General features: G+C 39.5%; 5 protein-coding genes and 2 tRNA genes. All 7 read left to right on the top strand.

The annotated features are described in order from the left end of the window. The first annotated feature begins 336 nt into the window (after positions 1–336). The 7 genes from QUF07_RS12990 to QUF07_RS12960 all read left to right on the top strand — a co-directional run bounded on the left by QUF07_RS12990 (position 337) and on the right by QUF07_RS12960 (position 6,185). Positions 337–1,803 (top strand): glycoside hydrolase family 73 protein, encoded by a 1,467-nt coding sequence (locus tag QUF07_RS12990; RefSeq protein WP_217341823.1) that lies wholly within the window; start codon positions 337–339, stop codon positions 1,801–1,803. Between the two features lie 102 nt (positions 1,804–1,905). Continuing rightward, entirely contained in the window at positions 1,906–2,682 is a 777-nt protein-coding gene (locus tag QUF07_RS12985) for a glucosaminidase domain-containing protein (protein ID WP_502879040.1), read from the top strand. A 104-nt stretch (positions 2,683–2,786) separates the two neighbouring features. Beyond that, positions 2,787–3,860, top strand: a complete 1,074-nt coding sequence (locus QUF07_RS12980; protein WP_289427814.1) for an ABC transporter ATP-binding protein — start codon at positions 2,787–2,789, stop codon at positions 3,858–3,860. A 216-nt stretch (positions 3,861–4,076) separates the two neighbouring features. Then, complete coding sequence (locus QUF07_RS12975; RefSeq protein WP_054746735.1) at positions 4,077–4,385, top strand: hypothetical protein; 309 nt, start codon at positions 4,077–4,079, stop codon at positions 4,383–4,385. Between the two features lie 69 nt (positions 4,386–4,454). After that, positions 4,455–4,526: transfer RNA gene (locus QUF07_RS12970), tRNA-Asn, on the top strand. Between the two features lie 112 nt (positions 4,527–4,638). Continuing rightward, positions 4,639–4,710 (top strand) — tRNA-Asn (locus QUF07_RS12965). Between the two features lie 194 nt (positions 4,711–4,904). Then, a complete protein-coding gene (locus tag QUF07_RS12960; protein ID WP_289427813.1) occupies positions 4,905–6,185 on the top strand; it encodes a peptidoglycan recognition protein family protein in 1,281 nt (426 codons plus the stop codon). Positions 6,186–6,307: the final 122 nt, after the last annotated feature.

Raw genomic sequence — 6,307 nt, 5'->3', positions numbered from 1 at the left:
TTCTAACGAGAAACAAAAAATCTGTCATCAGTAATAGATAAAATCTATTACCAACAACAGATATTGTAGAACCAAAAAAGGTTTCGAAACTTTTTTTCTGCTCTAAAAGTTGCCAACCTTCATTCAGTTATAGTGTTTAACTTGATTTTAAAAATATTCTTGATTTTTTCAGGCTAATTTTTTGTGTTCAAGTTCAAGATAATATAGTATTATGTGTGTTGAAAAGTATTAAGAAAGTATTAAGAATTAAATGTTTAAATTTGTTGTGAACCACTTCATTTTTAACTGAATTTCTAATATGATAGTGGTGTGAGTTCTAACGAAGGGGTGGAATGATTGAATAAGGTAATTAAACATGGACTTGCTGCCATCGTTGTAGCTGGGATGGGGATCTTGTGCTCAATGTTTCCGGCCCAAAGTACATATGCTCAGTCTACAAACGCAAACAGCTTCATAAATGAATATAAAAGTGATGTGAAGAAAGCGTCAACGAAATACAATTTGTATGGTTCTGTGATGATGGCTCAGGCTGCACTGGAAAGTGCGTGGGGACAAAGCCAGTTAACAACAGAAGCGAATAATTTCTTTGGGATTAAGGGGGCCTACAATGGCCAATCGGTTTCAATGCCGACAACCGAGTACAATAGTAATGGACAGATGGTTAATACCACCGCTAACTTTAAAAAGTATCCAAGTGCCTATGCTTCTTTTGCTGACAACGGTTCAACTTTGAGAAATGGGACTAGCTGGAATTCTCGCTATTATTCAGGCTCTTGGAAAGAGAATGCATCCAGTTACGTGGCAGCTGCAAATGCGTTGACCGGAAAATACGCAACGGCACCGACTTATGGGGCCTCGTTGATTAACTTGATTCAGACTTATAATTTGGATCAGGTATTCGGCGAAACAGCTTCGTCCTCCAGCAGTTCCAGTTCTGCAACTGCGGTGAGCTCAAGTTCTTCAGCAACCAGCAGTTCGGCCACTACGGCTCCAGTTGCTCAGAAGGCACCATTGGCCTCAGTTAAGTATTATCATTCATCTGGAGCCGACCAAGTTCCGCTCTCAAGTAAATATAAGAAATATTATGTGTATAATCATATCAAGGGCGCCAGTCACTCCGAAAAGAAGTACACTTGGCAGTCATTAGGCGTCAATAATCGGGTAAATGTTTACCTTGATATGCGTGGCGTCAAACAAGGAACTTCCAGTTCATGGTATCGATTGAGATTCTATCAAAACACCAAAGCTAAAAAGTTTTGGGTTTACGCACCAGCATTAAGCTTTGCTCAAACTTATTATGGTTCAACATCTGGTCGATTAACCCCAAATGTTAAGTCCGCTGGTAAACTCTATAATCACGTCGTTGGGACACCCACACTTGCTAAATCTGTTACCAAGCTCAAATCATTGAAGCCAAAAAAGGCAGGCTATTCAGTCGATAAAACTGCCCTTCAATCTTCCAGCAAGGGACCAATTCTCTGGTATCGGGTTTCTGACGGTAAAACTAAGGGCTGGATTAAGGGCAGCGATGTCACGTCGTATCCTGCCTCAGTTGCAATTGCCAACGCCAAGGCGACTAAAGTAGTGGCTAAGAGTGCATCTTCCAATCTGCTCTACGACCGAGCTGTTGATAATGGGAATATGCAAAAGCACTACAAAGTTGCCCAAACAAATCTGAAAATTGGCACAAAGGTGACCGTCGATAAAATTGGGTACAAGATTCAGGACCACTCAACTTGGTATCGCATCACAACGCCGGGTTCAAACAACAAATATTGGGTTTCTGCTAAATGTTTATCATGATTCAAACCCTAAAGTAGCAAATATCAGAAAATGATGTATAATAAAATTCTGGTATATGAATTTAGGGAGGTTTTCCAAATTTTTAAACGACTTAAAAAAGTGATTGGAAAAGCGATAATCCTGGGGGTCTCGATTATCGGTTTTTCTTTTGTTAGCAATCAAGTAGTCAACGCAAGCGTCGAAACCGACTTTATCCAACAAATGAAGGCTCCAATTGTGAAGGTCAGTAAACAAAATCACTTGTATCCTTCGGTAATGATGGCCCAAGCAATTGTCGAGAGTGATTTTGGCCGTTCTGAGCTCTCAGTGCAAGCTAATAATTATTTTGGGATCAAAGGGACCTATGATGGTCAATCGGTCACGATGAGTACCGGAGAGTATAATTCCAAGGGGAAGCATTATATGACCGCCGCTCAATTTAAAAAATATCCGAGTGTTTTGGCTTCAATCCGGGATAATGCGTATGTTCTCCGCCATGGTACTTTGACGGATCCAGACTATTATTCGGGAACTTGGACCAACAATGCGCTTTCATCTACAGATGCTGCCATGGCGCTTTCTTCGACATATGCGACGGACATGGCTTATGGGAATAAGTTGAATGCTGTGATTATCAAATATGATCTCAATAAACTTGACTCAAGTGCAAGCGCCAGTGATATCAACTCGAAAATAGAAGCATCCTTAAAGAAACAGTTGGGAAGTTCGAATAAAGCAGAACAAGTTCAATCTGAGCAAGAGGCCGAGTCCCGGATTACGCAGAACAATCAGCCACTACCCAAAAATATTTTTGGGCAAAATAAGCGTTCAGACAATCCCAATCAAGCTAATGAGGTCCAAATAAATAATATTCTTATGGAGAAAGTGACTCAACAATAATTTTTAAAGGTTCGCAAAGATTACTTGCGGATCCTTTTTTTGAGCGACCTTTTTGGTATAATGTGATTTGTTTATATTGGAATCTCTTAGAGTAGGAGAGAATAATTTTGGAAGATTATAAAGTAAAAGTGCAAAACGTTACCAAAGAATATGATTTATTTAAAACCCAATCAGAAAAGTTACGCTCATTCTTTTCGGTGTCTAAAAAAGCCGTTCCCCATTTCTGGTCACTAATGGGTATTTCTTTGACGATTCAACCAGGCGAAACCCTTGGCCTGATTGGCGTTAATGGTTCCGGTAAGTCGACTTTGTCAAACATTATTTCTGGTATTATTCCCCAAACCACTGGTTATGTGGACGTTCGTGGTGAAACATCGATTGTTGCGATTAGCGCCGGTTTACGAAATAATTTAACCGGCCGGGAAAATATTCGGCTAAAGTCCTTAATGCAGGGAATGACCAATGAACAAATTGATGAAATGATGCCAGATATCATCTCATTTGCGGATATTGGTGATTTCGTCGATCAACCTGTTAAGAGTTATTCAAGTGGAATGCGTTCCAGACTTGGGTTCGCAATTGCTGTTCATATTAAGCCAGATATTTTAATCATTGACGAAGCGTTGTCAGTTGGTGACGACACGTTCTATCAGAAATGTGTGGATAAGATTACTGAATTTAAAGAAGAGGGTAAGACGATTATTTTTGTCAGTCACTCTCTCAAACAAATTCGAATGTTATGTGACAAAGTTGCTTGGATTAACTATGGTGAGTTGAAGATGGTTGGTGAAACCAAAGAAGTCACTGACAAATATCGCGAGTTCACCCAGTGGTTTAAGAAGCTCAGTAAAAAAGAAAAGTATGCCTTTGAATCTAAACGAAAGAGCGTGCAAAAGAACTTCAGCATTGAAAATTATCAAAAGCAAATCACCGATCAAATGCAGAAAGAGGCCCCTCAGGATAAAAGTATTCCGTCAAAAGTTCACCATTTATTCTATGGATCAGTGATTAGCGAGAAGATGTCCATTTGGAACCAATTACTCACGTGGGGAGTTCTCCTTGTTATTGTGTTCTTCTGCTTAGTTAACATTTCTGGGTACTCTGTTGGGCACGTTTTGAGTGACCCGTCTTTGATTTTGCATCCATCCCACGTTTTAAATTTACCTGGCATTAAATAACGTTGATTGTGAATAATAGTGGTCTAAATTGATGGTTTTGTCGATTTACGCCACTTATTTTGATTACAGTATTGACAGCGCTTCCAAAAGTGGGTATATTATGTGCGGGTACTAAATAAATACCTTCTAATCAATTCTCTTTCTCTCTTAAAAACCGGCAGTCTTTGTACTGTCGGTTTTTTTATGTATAATAGTACGATAGTAGGAGGAGATTTTTTGAAAAGTAATGAAGTTTTAACGTTAATTGAAGAAATTACCCGCAATGACGGCTCAAAGTACATCGAAATTAGCAATATGGTTCAAAATGGGCGGGCGGAATTGGCAGCCGATAGAGGATTTATCAAACAGGTCCGGATCCTTCAGCTTAATATTCCACATTCTCCTCACGTTGCCAAGTATGAACACTACGTAAATGAGAATTTTACAATGCCAGATGAGAATATGGATCATTTCGAAGAATGGAAGAAAACCCCTGAAATGCAAAAGGAAGTTGCCATTATTCTGAAAGAAAATCACATCGGATAATTAAAATATGTTTGCATAGTTTTGGCAAATATGATATAAATATATATGTCGCAATTACAAAAACATTTTTGCTCCGTAGTTCAGTGGTAGAATAATTGACTGTTAATCAAGAGGTCGCTGGTTCGAACCCAGCCGGAGCAGTTAAGATCTTGGAGGAAGCTTTTCCCCACAAAATCTTTTTTTATGCATTTTTACTTGTAACAATCATGAGAATATGCTAAATTAATCTCATGGCATTTTAACTAAATATTTTTGCTCCGTAGTTCAGTGGTAGAATAATTGACTGTTAATCAAGAGGTCGCTGGTTCGAACCCAGCCGGAGCAGTAAGATGTTTTGTAAAGGTCTGACAAATGTCAGGCTTTTTATTTTTATATTAAAACCATTGATATTCAGATGTTGTCACATCCATGCATCAATCTTTCCATATGGCTGACAACTATGTTACGATAAATGTACCGTTTATCGAAAATAAAGTTTTGTTGCGTTTGATTAATTTTAAATATGAGGGGATATCAACATTGATTAAACAAAAAACAACCCGTACTATTGGACACTTAGTCGCAACGTTTATGGTTGGCGTTGTGATGATGCTAGTTGCCAGCTCACAAGTAGAGGCAAGTTCTGCTGTTAACACTTACATTTTGAACCATAAGCTGACGCCTGCCAATGTAACCAAACAAATTTGGAGTGGCTTTCCGCAGAACAAGTACACTACGGGGAAGCCGACTGGGGTTGTGGTTCATGAAACCGGCAATCCTAATTCGACAATTTTTAGCGAGATTGCTTATATGAAACAAAATTATCAAAATGCATTTGTGCATTCATACGTTGACGCGTCAAGGGTGATCAATATTGCCAACACGAACTATTTGGTATGGGGCTGTGCTTACCCTGGGAACGGGGAGTTCATTCAATTTGAACAAGTTGAGGTGCATAGTAAAGTTGCTTTCGCCAAAGAGGTTAATAATGCCGCAAATTATACAGCAGAATTGCTCCATCAATATAAGCTGCCGTTGAATGACGCCGCTTATGATGGTAAGGGAACCGTTTGGTCACACAATGCGGTTTCGAAATTTCTCGGGGGTACTGATCATACAGATCCAACCGGCTACTACGCCACTTCTGGGAAACAATTTTTCGGCCAGGCCTATACGATGAGTGATTTCTATCAATTGGTTAAACACTATTATAATGCCGCTGACACGTCGAATTCGACATCGACAGTCACTCACACGACGTTGTCATCCAAAGGCCGGCTGACGAGTTCTAACAAGGTTACTCAGCCAGTTACCATTCGATATCATCATGGCCAGGGAACAGAATCCGCCAGACTCAATTCAAATTACCAAAAGTTCAGGTTATATAACCATGTCAAAGGCTCTGATTACTTTACGTTTTACTATAACTGGAATAACGTATTGGCTAAGTCTGGCCAGAGGGTCTATCTGGACGCCCGTTGTGTTAAGAGTCCAACCAAGACGACTTGGTACCGGGTTCGGTTTGCCAAAGCCGCTAACGCGCAAAAATACTGGATTTACGCCGGTGCATTGAACTTTAATCCAATCGAATATTCGAATTCTAATCGGTCCATCACCATTAAACATGGGCGTTATGCCCTGAGAAATCACGTGTATGGTTCAGAGTATCTATCACTGGTGACTAGTTCAGCCAAATCAATTCTTAAGCGGACCTATAAAGCGAATAAAAAAGCCGTTAAAACCTATCCGACGGGTAAAACGACTTGGTATCGATTTAAATTAAAAGGTCACAACGTTTGGATATGTCAACAAGCTTTGTAAAAATATGAATAATCAAAAAGCGAGGTAAGGACAATTAGAACATTGTCGGCTCTTCGTCAACTGTTGTTGGTGAAACTAAATTCGAGTTCTAATCACTTTGTGATTAGGGCTCTTTTTGTTTT

This window comes from Lentilactobacillus sp. TOM.63 (assembly GCF_030361045.1).
Classification (GTDB): Bacteria; Bacillota; Bacilli; order Lactobacillales; family Lactobacillaceae; genus Lentilactobacillus; species Lentilactobacillus dabitei.
The sequence above is the reverse complement of the archived record's forward strand: the minus strand, read 5'-3'. Positions and strand labels throughout refer to the sequence as shown.